This window comes from Cylindrospermum stagnale PCC 7417 (assembly GCF_000317535.1).
Lineage (GTDB): Bacteria > Cyanobacteriota > Cyanobacteriia > Cyanobacteriales > Nostocaceae > Cylindrospermum > Cylindrospermum stagnale.
This window is the reverse complement of sequence record NC_019757.1, coordinates 2985969-3005247: the sequence shown is the minus strand read 5'-3', so window position 1 is coordinate 3005247 and position 19279 is coordinate 2985969. Positions and strand designations below refer to the sequence as shown.

The following is a 19279-nucleotide window of genomic DNA, read 5'->3' as shown; positions in this document are numbered from 1 at the left end:
TATGGCTATAACCGTTGACCCTAAATCAAATAAATTGATAGTTCGCTTTAGAGTCACGGGACATATCAAACAATTTTACTTAAACTCCGGGCTAAAAGATTCAGCCAAAAATAGAGTGATCGTAGATTCTCGCTGGGAGGAAATCCAGCGAGAAATTTCTTTAGGTATATTTGACCCCACCCTCGTTCGCTACAGATTCGGGGTTAAGGAAATTCCACAGACTATTGAATACTCGCTCTCTGAACTATGGGAGAAATTTACAGAGTTCAAGTCTGCCCAACTAGAACAAACTACTCTGCTGGGCAAATACAAATCTGTTAGGCGATACGTCGACCGCCTGCCATCTCAAAAATTGGCTGATGCCGCTATCATCCGTAACTGGATGTTAGTGAATTTCACCAGTTATATGACTTGGCAGTTGCTAGGCGATTTTTGCAGCTGCTGTGAATGGGCCGTTGGGTGCGGTTTAATCAAAGAAAATCCATTCGCCAAACTCAAAATTCAAAAGCCCAAAAAGTCAAGCAGGGATGATGACTATCGCGCTTTTACCCTAGAGCAGAGAGACATAATTATCCAGGCATTTGAGAATCACCCAAAACATTCCCACTATGCCCCCCTAATAAAATTTTTATTCTGGAGCGGCTGTAGGCCGGGTGAAGCATTCGCTCTGACCTGGGGAGATATCTCTAATGATTGCTGTCGTATCTCAATAAATAAATCGCGAAACTATCACCGGATACTCAAGGGAACCAAGAATGGTAAGAAGCGAGTATTCCCTTGTCAATCCGGGTCAAAGTTGCAGTCGCTGTTGCTGTCTATTCGTCCGGTCGGCGCGATCGCTACAGACCTGGTATTTGTTTCAACAATTGGCAAACAGATAAACTCAGATTCTATGTCCGTCTTTTGGCGATCGCGGCGATCGCAGCGCGGCGAAATCAAATATAAATATCCTGGCGTAGTTCGCGAACTAGCGGATAAGGGCATTGTTCCCTACCTCAAGCCATATGCGACTCGCCACACCTTTGCTACATGGGCAATCAGCAGCGGCAACAGCCCGGACAAGGTGGCTTACTGGCTTGGTGACAATACCGCTACGGTGCTTGCTTACTATTGCCACCCAGAAGTAGCAGCCTCTGAGTGTCCTGATTTTTGATTCTACTCAAACACTACTCAGAGTTTTTTCAGAAAGCGCTCTGGTGTTAGGTATTAATATGTTATCCGAGACTATAGCGAAGCTACGGCAATAGAACGCACTGGAATTTTCGTAGTATCATTAATTTTGTTAGCCAGCGCAGTGAGGTCTTCGGCGCTGACACTTTGCGACATCGCCATCTGCTATCTTTCACTCAGTAGAGAATTGCCATATTAAAATTGCACTAGGCTTTAAATAAAGATTATTTAAAGCAAATAAATATTTGTGACAATGTATTTATTATATAATAATTAACACCAATTGGATTTGAGTTTACACAGAATAAAGTGATTAAAATTCTTGTGCAGCAAGAGTTTTGGGATTTTGGATGATGTCAAGCTTTACAGAGGATTGGCATCAGTATTTAAGAGTTTTTAGATGATACCAAGGTAATAAATAATATCCGTTATGAAAGAGGTTCTCGGCAATAATTTACAACCAGAGTCAGATATAGAAAACCACAAATCTGTAGAATCTTTAGCACAGCAATGGGCTAAAAAGTATTTGCAGAACCTCCAGGTTGATACCAGTGTTCAAGAAGACTCCGACCCGCTAAATTTGTCAGAGATAGTGTCGCTTGGGGGACGAGAGAAAACCGCCCAAAAAATAATGGAATCTTTACGGAGTGTCAGTGCTAAAGCCTGGAACAAAACGGAAGCGCTGCTATGTGAGGAACTCAAGCAGCATCGCATTGACCCCAACTTAATTAATCCGTGGGAGATTGCAGCTGATTCTTTTAAGATTTACCAAAAAGCTTTGGATGTATACACCCAACAAGCAGCGGTGCGACCCCTTTCTCTGGTAATGAAACTGGCTGAGGCAGGTAATCCGCTTTATGAACAGGGGTTGGAAGTTTATACTGAACAGATGGCTCCCAACCAGTTGGCTACGGTAATTAGTGCAGATATAGGAGCGCTCAGAAAGAAGTACACTAGTCTTGACCCCAGAGTTATCGGCTTTGTGAGTATGCAGTTTCATTACACTAGCGAAATGCTCACACAACAGCTTGAGCCTGTAGAGCGATCGCTTGTTGGTGCATACTTTAAAGTCATTGATGATCACCTATATATGCCACTGCAACGTGCTTATGAGGCAGCGGCTGGGCATAATTATGATTCCACTGTCATGTCCGCAGTGCAACAGCTATTACCAGTTAGTACACAAATTGCTAAGAAAATCTGCCAAAGGGTAGCTGAACTCTTCCCAACTTACCGCACTATGTCTGGATATTTGCTTGATTCAGCGGTGAGGACTTCTAGTATACGAGATGTGGAAATGTTCCAAGTCTACTTGTGGGTATGTGCTTTGGAAGGAAGCGTCGCTGCCATTCAACAAGAGTTATTTCCTCTGTGTGTCATGCTCTATCCCACATTAAAAGTGCAGTGGGAACTAGTTCGCCAAATGCTACATTTGTTAAGATATGAAATAAATGATCGCCTGACTGTTCAACAAGCTAACACTTTAATGCCATATTTTCAGGCTTTGTCGCATATGTTCTCTTCTGAGGTGTTGGGGTAGTCTCACTGAACCTCACTTCAGGGGTTAAGTAATCAATCGCAATAGATACCCAGTTTTTTAAATTTGTCAAAATAAAAGCCACCAGCAATGTTAGACAGCATTAGCTGACGGCTATTTATTGGGGTATTTCCGCAAAGCGGCTTTACCCTTTTGTTGGAGGTTATAGGATTGTTACTTTGGTTAAGTTTCCCAAATGATTAGCTATAGATTTAGGGGAAGCTGTATTTATGGAATTACTTGGAAGTTTTCAATTGTCAGGTATAGTTCTTCATCAGCTATCTGACTGTTGTAATCAATGTTAATTTGGGTTGGGTAGCCGAGTTTAGAGTCATATTGTACAGTCAGGCTGGATGCTTTGCTAGCGATCGCTTCTTTGACCACATTAAAAAGATTGGGAACTGTATCATATTGTTTGAATAGCTGTGAATCAACTGTCTCACCGGTAGCAACAGAAGTTACAGTCGTGACGCCCTCACGTACTTCCACAACTACCGGGCCTCTAGCTTCAGCGGTACAGAAGCAACTCCTAGTCAGTGTATAGCGGTAGTTGGAGATATTTTGCTGATTCCACAATTGGGAATTTCTCTTTAATTGTTGCAAGTCCGACTTGGCAGCCTTCTTTGTTGCTCGTACTATCTGGGTGGGGGTTTGAGCCATTACTGGTGCGTTCAAACCCAGAGAAATCAGTAAAACTGCACCAATAGCGATAGGTAAGCGCATAAAAATCCTTAATTTTTGTTTACTCTGGTGAATAATCTGCTCTACGGACTTTTAAAATCTAAAGATTTATATCAGTCTAAGTCAGTACAAATATCTAGACAGACATCAAGAGCCGTGAGTTCCCCAAGTACCGCGCGTGTTGCTAGTGCGATGGGCTACCAGGGGCATTAACTCCGAAGACAGCGCAGCGTATTGAAGAGAAGCGCTTTGACGATGACAACCTTCGGATCATGAACCATGATCATAGGATTTACGCATCGTGGATAGTCATCCTAATTTTGGGCTTTTTTAATAGTGTTCCGATTCGTTAGGGGAAGCTGCCTGTAGCATGCTGCCCAGCACGAATTACAGAAGTTTTCATCTATTTGAACCACATTTATCGTAGGGGCACAGCATTGCTGTGCCCCTATCGCGTGGTCTATTTACTCCTCCCAACTTAACTACCCAAAATCGCTTAAATTTCCACCATAATTTCAGCAACCCGCCTATCTTTTTCTAAGATAAAAGCCACCAATTGCTCTGGGAGTAAATGTTCAAAATCCGTCTTGTCATTTTGAGATAATCTTAGTGCAGCCAAGAAACCCCGATATGCTCTTCACTTCGCTGTTGCTACTTTCAACATGACAACAAAGTTGTACAACGAGTGTGTAAAGCAATTTATGGAGCAATATTACTCAAGAAATTCAATTGCTTTTCCATAGTTATATAGTTTGGTTAAAACATAATTTGCTATTTCTGCACGACCAGTATTTTTACGCCACATAAGTTCTAGTCGAACTTGCCCCACCTTTGTCTCACAAAATAAATCGGTTCGACGAGTTAATCCTTTACCGAAATCAACCTCAGCTTTGTAAGAAGATACTAAATTGCAAGCTACTAATGCTCTTCCAATCGTCTCATTCACCAACTGGTCGTCACTCTGCGTAATGGTTAATAACTTTTCAAATGATTCTTTAGTAGTTTCACCAGGTTTGTTTCCAGGAACGCCCAGACCAATAGGTTCTGATTTGAATGCTTTAGCCAATTCACTTTTAATTAATCTTTCATTAGCTGTTGTATCTTTTTTGAGACTCATGCCTAAGTCCTTCATTTTGTCTTGCAATTTTTCGTCAGCATACTCTCTCGCTATTGCGAGTACAGTTAAGATAGGAAGATGAATAATTCTCGCATCTAGTGCTGTTGCGAGAATGCCAATCTTATCAGGATATGCTTTTAGTTCTTTTACTATATTTGCCTCTGTAGCAACTATTAATCTTTCAATATCTGCTGTTGAGGATCTTCCTCTAGTTAGAGAAGTTACAGACTCTTCGCGATCATTACCTGTAATAACTATAACCCACATTCGACACATTTCTTTATTTAAGATTGCTTTCACATTTTTTTCATTTTTACGTAGTTGTTGGCGGACAATATTTAAGTAACAAAAGTTGTCGGAATATTAAACTCCTCAACTTCCTTATCTGCATACTTATGTAAAAATCTCTAAAATTGCCCTCGCTTCCTCTCCATATTCTTCAAAAAAGTCAGTCTGATGACGCGATATTTGTCCTAAACTACCCCAAGTTATACCAATTCCCTATAAGGTTGAAACAAATGAGATCCCCCCAACCCCCCAGGAATTGGGGGGCTAAGATCAAGCATATCTATCCAGCTTTAAGAGAAATGGTATTACCCCAAAAGATTTGGGACGAGTATTACACTCGTCCCTTTATTGCCATCAGGCTTGAATTGCTTTGTTTTAGCTGTTGCTTCTTAAAGGCGACAGGCGGATTTGAACCGCCGGATGGAGGTTTTGCAGACCTCTGCCTTACCACTTGGCTATGTCGCCGGACTCACAGATTTCTATATTAGCAGCATTTGACTGCAAAATGCATCCCCTGCCAGGAAATTTTTGGGGTTTGAGCAAATTAGGGGTCGGTTGGTACTTTGGCAAGATGTTTATTGCATGAAGATAAAACAAATTTTAGGACATCTACCGTAAGATGGATAAAAAAATAATTTAGTTAATTTCTGGCATGAATTGTATAAAAAATACATCAAACAATTAAGTACATTGCCGTTAGCTAAATTTATACATTGTCTATGATAGAGGAGGCAACTGGCGAGGGTGGTGAGGGTGTTGTAGCTATCAGGCTAATTTGGCTAATTGGGTTAAAATAAGTTACTTTTCGGGAAGGAGAATCGGATATTAAGACGCACACATTGCTTTCGGCGAAGATAAATCAAGTTTCTCCTGTATTCATTGCCCAACTAACGGATATACATCTGTTTGCTGCGGAAAATCAGCGGCTGTTAGGAATACCGACTATGGAGTCTTTCCAGGCGGTTATCAAGCGGTTAAAGGAACTACAACCTGAACTTGATTTTTTAATATTAACGGGAGATTTGTCTGGCGATGGTACGGTTGAATCTTATGAAAATCTACAATATTTACTGAATCCGCTACAAATTCCGACTTACTGGCTACCAGGAAATTATGATTGCGCGATCGCTATGGATGAAATTTTAACTCTGGGAATGGTTTCCCGGCGGAAATCTTTTACCCGTGGCAGTTGGAACTTTATCTTACTTAACTCTTCAGTACCGGGGTCTATGCACGGTCACCTTTCAGATAAAACTCTAGATTGGCTGGACTCCGAGTTAAAAATGCTAGGCGAAAACCCGACTGTGGTGTCACTACATCACCCGCCTATTTTGGTAAATTCTGAATGGCTGGATGTAAACACCCTGCAAAATTCCGAGGAATTGCTTGCTGTTCTTGATCGCCACCCGCAAGTCAAGCTAGTGTTATTCGGTCACATTCACCAGGAATGGAAGCACACCCGTGACGATGTTGACTACTTGGGTAGTCCCTCGACTTGTATTCAATTCCTGTCAGAAAGTCCTACTTTTGCCCTCGACGAAAAACTTCCTGGGTTTCGTCTGCTGAAACTGCACCCCGACGGGACTTGGGAAACTTGGGTAGAACGGGTTCCTTATTTTTGTCCCCCAGAGTCAGAAGTCAAGGAATTTTAGAAAAATGCTGAGTCACGAAGCACTCAACACTAACCACTCACTTTCACTTCATCGGCAAAACTACCCCAACGGACAAAGTGAAATGGCCCGGCTACGGAACCCCAAATATGTTCATTCGTTTCTAGATTCCTTCCCCGGTCAAGGCTGGTAAATTTCTCTTCGCTAATCTCAAATTCGCTATCTAAATAGGTTTTGTGTCCTTTGCGAACGACGATGCAGCCTTTGCCTGGTTCAACTTTGCCTTTAAAGCTGTTACCAGTCCACTCGACAAGCATATTACAGCCTGATAATTTTTCTAAATCATCGCTGTTTAAAGTTGTCAGACGTTGCAAGTCACGAGATGCACCATAGAACTTTTCTTCGTTTTTGACTATGTAGTTTTCGATTTGGATGTGATCTCCAGCGCTGATCAACTTCAACACCCGCAAGCGATAGGGGTCATTTAGCATATAGTCATAAGCTTGTTCGACAAACAAACCTACCCCTGATAACACTTCTAAGGGAAGGGGACGCATGCAAACGCGGATATGAGCAAAAAAAGGTGGGTTTTCAAATGCTTGTGCTTGATTACTAAAATCTGCTGCCATCCACCGGGCTAAGGTGGCAATATCTGTAGAATGAGTCATTTTGGGGATTGGGGATTTGGGGGAAAAATAATCTGGAAATATTTTAAAGCCTCGTCAGGGACAATGGGATATTTAAAGATGCTTGCTGCGTCAAACAAATTGGTCTTCGTCAAATAATTTACTTAATAAAGGTAAAGTAACGATGCTACGGCGCTTAAGTTTTATAGTTACTACTGTTATTTTCTGGCATCTGTGCAGTTCTGTGACGCTGGCAGAGACTAAAAATCCGGAACAATTGGATAAATTTCTGCCAGGTCCGTTAGAAGTTATTATACCCGATCCACTGCTACCGCCTTTGTGGGACAAACAGCCGTTAACTACCGAAGAAATGCAAAAGCTAGAAACGGCGTTAGATCAGTTAAATCTAGAAGCAGCAGCGACATTACAAGCGGGGGATAAGGTAAAGGCGTTTGAGATTTGGAATCGGGAACTGCGGTTGCGGCGTCTTTTAGGTTCATTAGCAGAGGTGCAAGCATTATCACGAGTGGGTGCGATCGCTTGGAACCGAAATGAGAGTGAAGAAATCCGCTATATTACGCAACGATTGCAAGTGATTCAAAAGCCGAAACCAGCTAAAAAAAAGGAGGCGCCAAAACCTCCTGATTTAGAACTTTTGCGATCGCTTGGTGACGCTTACCAAAAAATCCGCGTCCCCAAACTAGCCCTAGAAGTTTATAACCAAGTTTTAGCATTAGTGCGACAGCAACAAGATGCCACCGCAGAACTAGAAACCCTGCAAACAATTGGGGAACTGCATCTGAGTTGGTTTGATTATCCCCAAGCCGCTGCTACCTACGAAGAATTGCTAGGTTTTGCTACCACCAAGGGCGATGGACTGAATGAAGTCGCATATTTGCAAAAGCTAGTTTACATTTACGATCAGGCAAAACAGCCCCAGAAATCGATCAATGTACTTAGTAAGTTAGTAGATATTTACACCAATCAAAACGACCTTAGCCAAATTCCCCAATTAAAAATTGCGATCGCCACAAATTACGAAACCCTAGGACAGGAAAATCCCAGTTTACGACAAGAAGCTTTTAACAACTACCAAGAAGCTTATACCACCGCTTGGCAATTGCAACAGTTTGTTAATGCATCTGAAGCTTTGCAAAAGTTAATCGTGCTGTACCGTTCTCAAGGACAAATAGAAGCAGCCTTGCAAACTTGCCAGATTCTCCTAACCACAGAAGAACTAGCCACCAACTTTTACGGTTTGATGCAAGCCTACGACCAAATAGGAAAATTGTATTTGGAACGCAAACAATATCCCCAAGCGCTTACAGCCTTTGAAAAAGGGCTAGAAATAGCGCAAGAACTCAAACACGAAGAAGCATACTTTACCCAGCAAATCGAAAAACTGCCAAAAGCCAATTTTTAATCGCCAAAACGCCGCCTAGGGTTCCTAGGGATCGGATAAAAATCTGCAATGTTCGCCAATTCCTAATTTTTCGACTTGAGAATCAGGTAGCGGCAGAAATCATTTATTTAGACCACAGTGTAGAGACGTTGCATGCAACGTCTCTACTTTCTTTTTTTATTTCCAAGAAAGTGGTTCATTTACCTGAAAATATCTGTAAACCGAGAATACCCATAAATAAAGTCCGCTTTCGCGGACTTTGGACATTGGATAAGGTTAAGTTGTCACCAAGAGAGCCTACAAGTTGTTAGACTTATGTATATTTTTCCTGACTTCACTATAAAAATCAAGTCTTATAAATTAAATCTTGAGACATAATTCCAGGGATTATGTCTGAAAAAAATCTGTTTTAGCACCAAAATTTTTGGATATTTCTTGTTTGAGATAGTTGACTTAACACTCAGGAGACAAATAATGTAATTTAGGTCACTGTAACTTGGGATATAACTAAGATAATTATGTCTAAATTTTCCTCAATTTAAATATTTTTATATTTACCAGGCAACAATGATAGAAAAATAAAGAACCCCAGAAGCGATAACTTCTGAGGTCTGAATATTTTTAGGCACAGTCTAGGATAATAAAAAGGACGGTGTCAGTCAGGGCATACAATCACTCAACCAACAAGGACTTTGGCAGATTTATTAGGATCTCAAACTTGTAGCCTAAAAGCCCACAAGTTAATTACTTCAATACTCTATCAGAGACGATCAAAGACTTGTAGCCAATTTGGCACGTTTTTTACTGATCAGGGGTAGTTGAACGAAACTACCTATCACTGACTTTCTTATTTTCCCACTGGTACTTTTGATGAATTTTCAACTATCTGGTAAAGTTTATCTTCAAACTTTTGGCTACAAGCCGACCAATCAAATGCCAGAATAGAAGAGCGAGCTTGCTGAGTCATCTCTGCTTTGAGGTCAGGATTTTCTAGAATCGCAATTACCTTTTGGGCAAAATCTTTCGGGTTGTTGGGTTCTGCGAGGAAGCCGTTTTTACCAGGATATACTTGCTCGGCTGTTGAGGGTGCGACAACTGCAACTAAAGGAGTTCCAGAAGCCAGCGCTTCGTTATTGGTGGTGCAGAAATTTTCAGTCGCGGAGGGGTTGACAAATACGTCGGCGCTAGCGAACCAACCCAAAAGTTCTGTACCGTGAGACTCACCCCAAACAGTCACACCAGATCCAAAAGTTTGGGCACGCTGACGGATTTCTTCATCCATTGGGCCACTACCAATAATCACCAAATGAACATCAGGAATTTTGGCAGCGATCAACGGATATGCATCTAATAGTTGGTTGACATTTTTTTCCGCAGTTATCCGGCCGACAAACAATATCGTTGGTCGATGGTCATCAGGAATCGGGTCATAACAGATATTTCGGGGATGAAATTTTTCGCAATCAATACCTTGATAAGGGACGTATTCACTGCGTTGAGATTTCAATTTTTGGTATTTTTTGAGTTGTTCTTGAGAAGGAAATAAATTAATGTCGTAAGCCTCTGTTGTCTGCTTGACTAAAATTGGCAGAATTGGACGGATTAAGCTAAAGGCCAGATTGCCTAAATAATATTGGATATAGGCCACAATATCGGTATGGAACATTGATATAATTGGAATGCCCGTTCGCTTTGCGTATTCAGTGCCAACAGGACGACCATAACCTTGCAAAAAGAGTGAGTAGACTCCTCTCATTTGCGGTGCTTCTTCAACTACAATAATGTCGGGTTGAAATTTTAAGAGTAACTTGGTATCACTCCAATATCGATAGTGCAATGGTTGAGGCAGAGATTTGTAAAAAATCAGCGGTTTTGTGGGGAATGCATAAGAGGAGAAGTTGGGAAAAGACTGTAATTCTTCTAGCCCTGGCATGGGACGATTCCCAACATGTTTTGGGTACTGGTTGTTGATTTCTGGATGGATCAGAAAAACTTCATGTCCCTGCTGTAGCAACCAGCGAACCCGTTGATGCACTGCCACCGAGACTCCTGTTAAGAAGGGAGCATACAATCCTGTAAAAAGTGCAATACGAAGAGGTTGCTTTGTCATAATTAAAGCGGATGTTGCATGAAAAATGATTAATGGTTAATAGCTAATAGGTAATGGCTAATGGAAATAAAACAATTACCTATTACCCATTACCTACTAGCTATTACCTATTAGAGAGAAGTTTTTGGATCAACAGGTTGATCTAACCACTGGTAAGGGCGGTATTCAACTAGGCGAATATTCCAAGGGCCTTGGACTCGATAGGAAAGTCCGCGCCATTTAACTGTTGACATCCAAAGGGAAGATAGGATCGCTACCCCATAAACCCACTGTGTTAGAGGGATAGCAATCAACATTTTGATAACTGCGGTAGGTGACAATTTAGCGATTGTCTGACCTTGAACGCTCATTACTCGCTGTACCCCTTGTTCTAAGACAAGCATCAGCAAGAGTAGTCCTAGAATATAGATGCCATAGTAACTAAATAATTGAGCCGCAGCATTCCATTGTCCGACCAACAACGACTGTAGAATTAACACTATGACTAAAGTAGGAAACAAAATGCTGGAAATAGCATCACTCACTAAAGCCAACCAACGCGGGTGATATAGTCGAGAACAAAGTAATAAACGCTTGAGATGGTCTACTAAATCCGGTAAACTGCTTTCTTCCCGATTCACCATCAATAACGAAGGCACAAACTTCACCTGCAACTTATGTTTTTTCAGGACGTTGTGCATCATTAGATCATCGTTGAAAGCCTGACTCCACTTTTCTAGTAGTCCGGTTTGGTGAAGCACTTCTGTTTTGATCGCCAAAGTTCCACCCCAAGGAATCTGAAACAGGAACATTTGCACTACGGTGGAGACATTGCCTGCATATCGCACCAAAGTACCCCAATAATTACCTGTGGGTGAATACCAACGATTACCTGTTGTTGCTCCCACTTTCTCGTCAGCGAGAGGGCTGACTAATTCCCGCAGCCAATTGGGATGAACGATTGTATCAGCATCGACAAAAGCCACCACCTTGTAAGAATCGTCCAAATCTGAGACAGCTTGGACGAGAGAACTACATTTGAGACTGCAATTGTGGCGTACTGTCCGCAAATGGCTAATTTGGACATTGGTGGCCCCTAATTCGGCGATCGCTTCCGAAGCAATTTTTCCGGCTGGATCTTCCTGACTATCGAGGATTATCTTTAAATCATATTCTGGGTAATTCTGCTTTAATAGCGATCGCAAACAGTTGGGCAGAAATGGATCAGCACCTCGCAGACAAATAATCACCGCCGTTTTCGGTAACTGGTCATCTGGTAATAAGTCTTTCTGGCTTGGGCGCAAATACCAGACAAAGAACAGTGTTAAAACCACCTGAATTGCCAGCCAACTTAGCAAAGACTTAGACAGAAATATCGTTAAATCTTGCATTAAATCTCTAGTCTCCGGCAAAATATCGGCTTGTGTACAGGACTCTTTACTGGGGATTGGGTGAGCCAATTTGGGATTTTAGATGGGGTTTTGGTAAATATAGGCAGAAAATTCTGCCTAATTATCAAAATTTCACTAGAAATCCCAAATTGAATGCCCGTTACCTAATCGCCAATCTTATGAATCAAGAGAATATTTCATGAAAATGTTGATCGTCGTATTCTTTTTCATGGGGAAACTGACGTTGCGGAACTTAGGCGCACCTGTTTGGATTGATACAGTCGGATTCTTGGACATACCGAAACCTTCTGTGGGAACACCAAAAAAGTCTTTGTTGAGTTTGCGATCGCCATTTTGATCATCAACGACGGCAACAGCATAAGTACCTGGTTTCAAGCCAGAAAACACTTTTGTGACAGTAGTTCCCGTAATCTTAGTGCAGCCGCTTTGGACTTCACCAGTATTACTCATAGGAAATCCTTTTTCAGAGGCGTAAACCCTCAAACAAATTTCACCTTTTTGGTGAGTTATGCCATTTACTACCACAGTTAGTTTTGCAGTTGGTTCTGCATACGCAGCGTTAGCACAACTCATACCCAAAACAGTAGCGAGTAATACATGACGCAAGTGAGTTAACTTCAACATAATTTGGTAATTCCCTACAGGTGATTTTGCTATGGTATTAGCAACCAAAAAACTGCAACAGCAATCTTTTGCTTCTTAAAGAATTAATTTAAAGTGTAATTTGCTGTTCTTTAATTAGTGCTTTTCGCCAACGTTTCCAAAGTATTTGCAGTGCATTCAATAAATCTTTAAGTAAAACATTTTCTGGAGACTTAGATTGACTAATTATACTGTTATAGCAACACAGATGCTCAGATAAACTTAATGAACTATGCCATATAGAGAGCAAATACTCCCAGAGAATTCTCCAATGTGGTAACAAAATTCGCCCTTCATTTGCTGAATCAAACCAAATTGCATAGCCATAGTAATCAGGCAGTAAGCTCAATAATTCTTGCTGCTCATTTTTGGCAACCAACAAATAATTAGGAATAAACATATTCATTGATTGTTCTGGATGACATCTGGCAAAAAATAGGTATTCTGGTATTTCATAAAACCGACCACGCAAAGCTAGTCTTACCAATAAAACTCCATCTGCATTACCATAACTACCCATAGGTGGTATACTCTTAAGAGCACTACTACGAATTATTCCGTAACATTGATAACATAAATTTTTACCAAGTAATTCATGAAAACGCTCCTGTGGTTTTAGTGAATCTGTCTTAAGTTTTATATTGTAATTTTGGAGAAATTTGCCATTTTCATCAATGATATATACTTGAGAATGGCACAAGATTATACTAGGGTGTTCGTCGAGGACTTCAATACACCGCATAATAAAATCGGGAGCATGTAGATCATCATGAGCCGCCCACTTAAAATACTCACCAGAAGACAATTCAAAGACGCGATTGAAGTTACGAGCGCAACCGATATTCTTCTCATTACGGTAGTAGCGTATACGTTTATCTTTCTCGGCGTATGTTCTACAAATTTCCTCGGTTTTGTCCGTAGATGCATTATCACAAATAATTAGCTCAAAATCTTCAAAGGTCTGAGCCAACAGAGAATTTATCGCTTCTTTGATAAATTTTTCACCATTAAATACAGGTAACCCGATGCTCAATCGTGGCTGCTTATTGATCATGACAAACAAGTTTTTGGGAAACTTGTAGATAATATTATCAACACTTTTGTTTTACAGTTCAGTTTGTTGCATCCATTCTTTTCTGCGTTGCATTACTACTGAAAAATCAATTTTAGGTTTATAATTTTACAGATTTTTTGCTTTGGCAGCAGAACAAGCATAGGTCAGCATAATCAAATCTACTACTGCCGATAGATGTTGGTTTTTTTGAGAGAATTAGCTTCCTGATAACTTAGTTGAAGAAACCATTTGAGTCACTACTTTGGTAGAAATTCTTGAGATTCAGCACAAATTACAACTGTGAAGATTTCTCTAGTAGAAGAAGGCAATAGGCAATAGGCAGAAGGGAAGAAAGTTATTCTTGCTATGCTGGACTAGTAGAATTCATTTACCAACCGAATTATTTAGCTATGGATTAGCTATAGTTGACATTAAGTATACTTAATGTTAAAAACCAATCTGTAAGTAAGCTGATTTGTACTCACATAGCATCTTCCATAGCCAAATCTCTTGTAAAAGAGCGGGTTTGATTACTTGATTAATTTCTGAAGATCAGTCTTTTGCACCCATTCATGTGTGCGCCGCATTCCCTCTTGTAAGTCGATGGTTGGTTTGTAATTTAATAGGCTTTTGGCTCTGTCAATAGAATAAGCATAGGGACGAGTCATAAAATCTACAGACTCCGGCAGAATATCGGCTTTTTGCCGAAATAGTTTTTGTCCCTGATGACGCAGCTTGAGAAATAACTTCATTTCATCCTTGGGTAGGGACATAGGTGCAGGTAAACCTTCCATTGCTGCTAACTGGATAAAATACTCTTTCCAGGAAGTCTCTTTGCCGTCGGTGATATTGAAAATTTCTCCGTAGGTTTCTTTTTCTATCGCTAGGAAGATGGCATCAATCAGGTTATCTATATATACATGATTGATTACTCCTTTACCATCGTTGGCGTAGGCAAATAATTTTTGACGCATCATCAAAATTGGTCGGACTATCCAAGGGATACTTCCGGGTCCATAAACATCTCCGGCTCGCATGATGATGATGCCAAAATCTGGTGGTGCATTCAGCTTTAAAAGTTCGGTTTCAGCTTCGATTTTCGTCTGACAATAGGGATTATTTTCGCCAGAAAGTGGCCCAGATTCAGTAACTTCATTGGGATAGTTAAAGCCGTAGACCATTGCACTAGAGAGATGCACAAAGCTCTTAACCCCAGCCTGTTTAGCAGCTTTTGCTATGTTGAGAGCACCACCTACATTGACTTCACGAAAATGCTTGATTTCGCCAGCTTCTTGAGTAACTTGAGTTGTATGTAAAACGATATCTACTCCCTGACAAGCCTTTTGGGCAATAGCAGGATCGGTAACACTACCAACAATTATCTCAACACCCAAACTTTGCGCTTTTTTGTCCTGTTCTGGAGAACTTTGTAATCCCCGAACTTTTATGCCTTTTTCTCTGGCTAACTCGGCTGCACGCAAGCCGACAAATTCATCAGTTCCAGTGATCAAGAGAGTTTTATTGTTGAAATTCATAAGGTGTAAATAATTGGTAATGTTGATTTTAGTGGCTAACTACTGTCAAGTTAGTTTTGCGGGTTTGTAGTAAGCACTTCAGTGCTTAGAGAAATCAGGACTAAAGTCCTTACTACGAACTGGTTAAACTTGATGGACTACTAGAAGATATCAGCCGGGTCGGCGGAGCGGAGTTTGTTGATAGCTAGTGCCCCAGAAGTTATACACATCAAAACAGTTGAAACTAAGACTAATACCGCATTATTAGCAGTCATCATAATTGGTAATTTAGTAGATTTCATAGCAAAGTCATATAAAGCTATAGAAGCAAAAAATCCGGGAATGTAACTGGAAAAAGCCAAGATTAAAGCTTGTTGAAAAACCACATTTAATAAATATTTATTTGGATAACCTATAGCTTTTAAAGTTGCATAAGCAATGAATTGCGTGGCAATGTTACTGTAGAGAATTTGATAGACAATCACCACACCTACAATAGAAGCCATTGTCAGCATTAGATTGAGAATAAAACCAATAGGTGTTCTGACAGACCAGTATTTTTTCTCGAAGTCAATAAAACCTTGGCGAGTAAAAACTTGGACATCATTAGGTAAAAACATTTGTAAGTTTTTTAACACCTTAATTGGGTCAGCATCAGGTTTGAGGGTAATCAAACCTACATCGATCATTTCTGCTGGCCGGGTATTATTGGGGTTGATTCTGAGAAAAGTTGAGTCACTCACAACTAAATTGCCATCTACGCCAAAGGAAGGGCCTAAACTGAATAAGCCACCAACTCTGACTCTGTAGCCAATTAAGGAATTGAAGGGAAATATTTCAATTGTCTGGTCAGTATTTTCTGCGTAAAATTTTTCTACAATCGGGCCAAACTCTGGGCGGGAATCTCTGTCAAAAAGCATCACATCCGGAATTTTGAGTTTATCTAAATTTTGTTCAACTTCGGGAATATTGATCACAGGTTTTCCCGGATCAAAGCCAATTACATATATTGAATATTTTTCACCAGTGGCGGGATTTTTTAACTTGGCAAATTGTAAATACATTGGGCTAACTGACTCTACACCATCAAACCCCAAGGTTTGGTACAAACGAGTCCGAGAAAAGCTTTGATTGGAAGTCAAAGATTTATATTGGGAACTGACTAAAAATAAATCGCCGTGCAGCTTCTGATGGACTGCGGTAGCACTAGAATAGAGCGCATCTTGGAAACCAAGTTGAACAAACATTAGTAGCACAATAAAAGCAATCCCTGCTACAGCTACAATAAACCGAATTTTTTGTTGGGCTAGCTGTAGCCATGCCAAAGGAATCTTGAAATTCATAATTCAAGCAAAAGAAGATATAGTTTTGGAAGAAATTGCAGAGTCCCTTGGGTGATATTTAGATTTGAATGGCGACATCTACCTGTAAGTTAGTTAAACGAGCCACTTTTTGACTATCTGCGGGATTATCGATGCTGATTTTTACCTCAACTATTCGGCGATCTGTGTCTGAGCCGGGATTAATGCTGAAGATGCTTTGTTTGTCAACTTGCCAACCAATCTCGCTGACAGTGCCATGTATTTTTCCGGAAAATGCCGTGCTAGTAATGGAAGCTTTTTGACCTAGACGCACTTTTTCAATATCGGTTTGATACACTTCTGCTACTACATACATTTGAGATATCTTACCGACTTCAGCAAAACCAGAAGTGGCAATTACTTCTCCAGTTTTGGTGTGAATTTTCAAGATTTTGCCATCTATAGGAGATTGGATGTAAGTTAAATCTTGATCTGCCTTGGCTTGTTGGATGGCAGTTGTCGCACTTTTGACTTCGGCTTGTGCTGCGTCGACATCTACAGGACGTACTTCGCTAATGCTGTTGAGTTTGGCTTTAGCTTGCTTTAGCTGTTGTTGGAGAGTGTCTTGAGTGCGGTTGAGATTGGCTTTGGCTTCTGTTAGTTGCTGTTGGGCAGTTTTGAGTTGTAAAGCTTTAGTATCTGCTGTGGAAGCGGAAATCGCGCCTTCTTTTTTTAACTGTTGGTAGCGCGTGTTTTCGGTTTGAGCATTGTCTACTTCAGCTTGGATGCGGTTGATTGTCGCGGCTTGGGATGCGATGTCACCTTTTAATTGAGATGCTAAATTAGCGATCGCCGCTTTTTGAGCATTCACATCACCGGTTTTAGCCCCAGACTTTACCTGCGCTAGTTTGGCTTTGGCTACTTGCAGTTTGTCTAAAGACTGTTGCAGTGCGGCTTTAGCGCGAGCGTAATCTTCCAGATGAGCTAATACTTGCCCTTTCTTAACCTCATCTCCTTCCTTCACCAACAGCTTTTCTACTCGAACACCGTTGATTGAATTGGGAGCAGACAAATAAGTAACTTTACCTTCCGGCTGCAAGCGTCCTAAAGCTGTCACAGCCACTTTAGCTGGTGTCGCCTGGGGGGTATTGACTGGAAGAGGCTGAACAGCTTTTCGCGCCCCAAATTGTGAAAAACCGTAGAAAGAGACTAATCCAGTAGTTAAAGCGATAGAAGCTGCCAAAATTATTCTCCACTTACCAGTGGCTTTTTTGAGTAACTGGCTTGCTTTGTTTTCTGCCATATTTTCATTCCCATTATGCTCTGCCAGGGGATAGCCGAAAGGGCTATATCCGCCAATTTACCGAGAGGCTCTGTCCTCTAGAAGTTCACTTTCAGCCAGCGGACAGGTCTAATTAGTTTTGAATGAATTGTTGTACGCCTTTACCGCCGCCACAGATGATTAAAAGAGCGGCGAAATTAACACTGGCGAAAATTCAATTATCCTAAGTTTTATCGTTAATGGGCATTGAATGAAGTAGCGTAAAATACGATATCGCTAACCAGAAAATCTCAATCTCAAGTTGTAACGAAGCGCCAATAAAAACAACCAAAAATCTTAGATAAACTTGCCCTCAATTATTGCAAAAAACTTTCTAAATGTCAACCAATATAATTAGCACTTAGTTATCAAATCTAAACAGAATATCTGTTATAGATAAATTAAGAACTGAGTTTTTTCAATTGACAATCCTGACAGATTATTAACTCTCAACCAACCTTAGTATTATTAACCGACTGCTGTTAGCCCAGTTGTGTACCACATGACATTATCTTCAGGTAGCTAACTAAAATAATATTTTAGAATATCCTGATTTCCGGATTAAAGCATGGTTGGTGTTTTAACTAAGTAGAAAGATTAAATTGAAAAAGATCGTAGTAAGGACTTTAGTCCTGATACTGATTGGAGCGAGCGATAAATCGCTCACTACAAACAAAATTTTTATTTTACATTTAATTAATTATTATTTTATTCAGAAAAAACCCCATTTCTGTCCATTCAATAAATGTATATGTTTATGATTTTGTTACTTACTAGACAGCATACCGAAAATGCTGACTCAATCAAGACAGAATTACTGTCTAACCCTAATCACTAAAAGGTTTGCCAGTAAACAACAGTCATAGATTATACTAATAACTTAATTTGCGATTGAAAATTTGTATCACTGACAATCTATTTTTTTTCTAAAATAACTTTAAATGAACTTTTCAGGTTCTTTAAGATATGCTAGTGTTTTTATTAATTCAATGCTTCAGTAAAGGTAATTAGTTGATTAATTGAAATTGTTAAAGGAAAAAATACTAAACTTTAGATCAATTATCATCACCTAAAGACCAGTTAAGTATTTTTTCATATCCAGGATTCTGATTAAAAATGGTGTTCTTTCTGTAACGAATTTGGCAACTTTTTTTGGTCTTATACCCTAAAATATATTATCCCGGACGTTGAAACTAGACATGGTGTTTATCAAGCTACAGAACGTTGTAATTAACACCAGTTTCATTGCCGCATTAAGGCTAGACAATCGAACTGGGTTGAAAAAAAATACATCTCTGTTCCCATAACCACTTCTAAGTTTCAATTGTTCCAGTGGGATAGAATTGACCAAAATCTGTACCATTCCGAATGTGTTGAATTCCCCCTCACTGGCAGCTAAAGCACTCCTGTTGTCACAATATCAAGAGTCATTCGTTGTATAGAATTTTTTCACGATTGCAGCATTGCAAAACTGCCTCAAAGTGCCAAAAGCGTCAATTATTTAGGGCTAAGTGA

At 40.2% G+C, this 19279-nt stretch carries 14 protein-coding genes and 1 tRNA gene; 4 read left to right on the top strand and 11 right to left on the bottom strand.

The window, feature by feature from the left end; translation table 11 throughout:
* Window position 1: 1 nt before the first annotated feature.
* Both CYLST_RS12105 and CYLST_RS12100 read left to right on the top strand, forming a co-directional pair.
* On the top strand, window positions 2–1153 hold the full coding sequence (locus CYLST_RS12105) for a site-specific integrase (protein ID WP_015208012.1): 1152 nt from the start codon (window positions 2–4) through the stop codon (window positions 1151–1153).
* 447 nt (window positions 1154–1600) lie between these two features.
* Complete coding sequence (locus CYLST_RS12100) at window positions 1601–2710, top strand: hypothetical protein (RefSeq protein ID WP_015208010.1); 1110 nt, start codon at window positions 1601–1603, stop codon at window positions 2708–2710.
* Window positions 2711–2935: 225 nt separating this feature from the next.
* On the opposite strand, the gene CYLST_RS12095 is transcribed toward CYLST_RS12100, so the two are convergent.
* The 3 genes from CYLST_RS12095 to CYLST_RS12085 all read right to left on the bottom strand — a co-directional run bounded on the left by CYLST_RS12095 (window position 2936) and on the right by CYLST_RS12085 (window position 5258).
* Window positions 2936–3430, bottom strand: coding sequence for a DUF6174 domain-containing protein (locus CYLST_RS12095; protein WP_015208009.1), 495 nt, complete (start codon window positions 3428–3430; stop codon window positions 2936–2938).
* Between the two features lie 670 nt (window positions 3431–4100).
* Window positions 4101–4805 carry a hypothetical protein gene (locus CYLST_RS12090; protein WP_157162572.1) on the bottom strand — a complete coding sequence of 235 codons (705 nt, stop codon included), beginning with the start codon at window positions 4803–4805 and terminating at the stop codon, window positions 4101–4103.
* A gap of 381 nt (window positions 4806–5186) precedes the next feature.
* Window positions 5187–5258, bottom strand: a tRNA-Cys gene (locus CYLST_RS12085).
* Window positions 5259–5647: 389 nt separating this feature from the next.
* Between CYLST_RS12085 and cpdA the strand changes: the two genes are divergently transcribed.
* The gene (cpdA, locus tag CYLST_RS12080; RefSeq protein ID WP_041233602.1) at window positions 5648–6445 is read left to right on the top strand and encodes a 3',5'-cyclic-AMP phosphodiesterase; all 798 of its coding nucleotides are present in this window, start codon (window positions 5648–5650) and stop codon (window positions 6443–6445) included.
* 29 nt (window positions 6446–6474) lie between these two features.
* Here cpdA and CYLST_RS12075 read toward each other — a convergent pair whose 3' ends face one another.
* Window positions 6475–7071: a chromophore lyase CpcT/CpeT gene (locus tag CYLST_RS12075; RefSeq protein ID WP_015208006.1), complete on the bottom strand. Its 597-nt coding sequence runs from the start codon at window positions 7069–7071 to the stop codon at window positions 6475–6477.
* A gap of 142 nt (window positions 7072–7213) precedes the next feature.
* On the opposite strand from CYLST_RS12075, the gene CYLST_RS12070 reads away from it, so the two are divergent.
* Window positions 7214–8452: a tetratricopeptide repeat protein gene (locus tag CYLST_RS12070; RefSeq protein WP_015208005.1), complete on the top strand. Its 1239-nt coding sequence runs from the start codon at window positions 7214–7216 to the stop codon at window positions 8450–8452.
* Between the two features lie 826 nt (window positions 8453–9278).
* Here the strand turns inward: CYLST_RS12070 and CYLST_RS12065 are convergent.
* From CYLST_RS12065 to CYLST_RS12035, 7 genes are all read right to left on the bottom strand, one after another.
* Window positions 9279–10541: a glycosyltransferase gene (locus CYLST_RS12065; RefSeq protein ID WP_015208004.1), complete on the bottom strand. Its 1263-nt coding sequence runs from the start codon at window positions 10539–10541 to the stop codon at window positions 9279–9281.
* Between the two features lie 110 nt (window positions 10542–10651).
* Window positions 10652–11911 (bottom strand): glycosyltransferase family 2 protein, encoded by a 1260-nt coding sequence (locus tag CYLST_RS12060; protein WP_015208003.1) that lies wholly within the window; start codon window positions 11909–11911, stop codon window positions 10652–10654.
* A 177-nt stretch (window positions 11912–12088) separates the two neighbouring features.
* Window positions 12089–12556, bottom strand: a complete 468-nt coding sequence (locus tag CYLST_RS12055; protein ID WP_015208002.1) for a DUF2141 domain-containing protein — start codon at window positions 12554–12556, stop codon at window positions 12089–12091.
* Between the two features lie 88 nt (window positions 12557–12644).
* Window positions 12645–13628, bottom strand: a complete 984-nt coding sequence (locus CYLST_RS12050; RefSeq protein ID WP_015208001.1) for a glycosyltransferase family 2 protein — start codon at window positions 13626–13628, stop codon at window positions 12645–12647.
* Window positions 13629–14158: 530 nt separating this feature from the next.
* Window positions 14159–15163: an NAD-dependent epimerase/dehydratase family protein gene (locus tag CYLST_RS12045; protein WP_015208000.1), complete on the bottom strand. Its 1005-nt coding sequence runs from the start codon at window positions 15161–15163 to the stop codon at window positions 14159–14161.
* Window positions 15164–15303: 140 nt separating this feature from the next.
* Window positions 15304–16485 carry an ABC transporter permease DevC gene (devC, locus tag CYLST_RS12040; protein ID WP_015207999.1) on the bottom strand — a complete coding sequence of 394 codons (1182 nt, stop codon included), beginning with the start codon at window positions 16483–16485 and terminating at the stop codon, window positions 15304–15306.
* 58 nt (window positions 16486–16543) lie between these two features.
* A complete protein-coding gene (locus CYLST_RS12035; protein ID WP_015207998.1) occupies window positions 16544–17746 on the bottom strand; it encodes an ABC exporter membrane fusion protein in 1203 nt (400 codons plus the stop codon).
* Window positions 17747–19279 lie beyond the last annotated feature (1533 nt).